The sequence below is a fragment of the Desulfocurvus sp. DL1XJH-121 genome, assembly GCF_054819825.1.
The window spans coordinates 1-262 of the sequence record NZ_JBTVWW010000123.1; the positions used below are offsets into that span (position 1 = coordinate 1).

The 262-nt window shown below is 70.2% G+C and carries 1 protein-coding gene; it reads right to left on the reverse strand.

Features of this window, described 5'->3' with window-relative positions; all coding sequences use genetic code 11:
* On the reverse strand, window positions 1-262 hold a 262-nt coding region (locus ACYYG1_RS17570; protein ID WP_461211626.1), incomplete at both ends, for a phosphotransferase.

A 262-nucleotide genomic window follows, 5' to 3' on the forward strand; every position in this document is an offset into this window, starting at 1 on the left:
GGTCCCATGCGGCTGTCATCGAAGTCGACGAAATGGGGGCCGGCATCCGTCCACAGCACGTTGCCGCCATGGCAGTCGCCGTGCAGGCGCAGCACGGCCACGTCGCCGGCGCGGTCGTAGCAGCGCCGCACGCCATCGAGCGCCTGCTGCGCCACGCTGGAATACTCGGCCAGCAGCTCGGGCGGAATGAAATCGTTCGCCAGCAGGAAATCGCGCGGCTCCACGCCGAAGGTGGCCGGGTCCAGCGCCGGGCGCTCCCTGT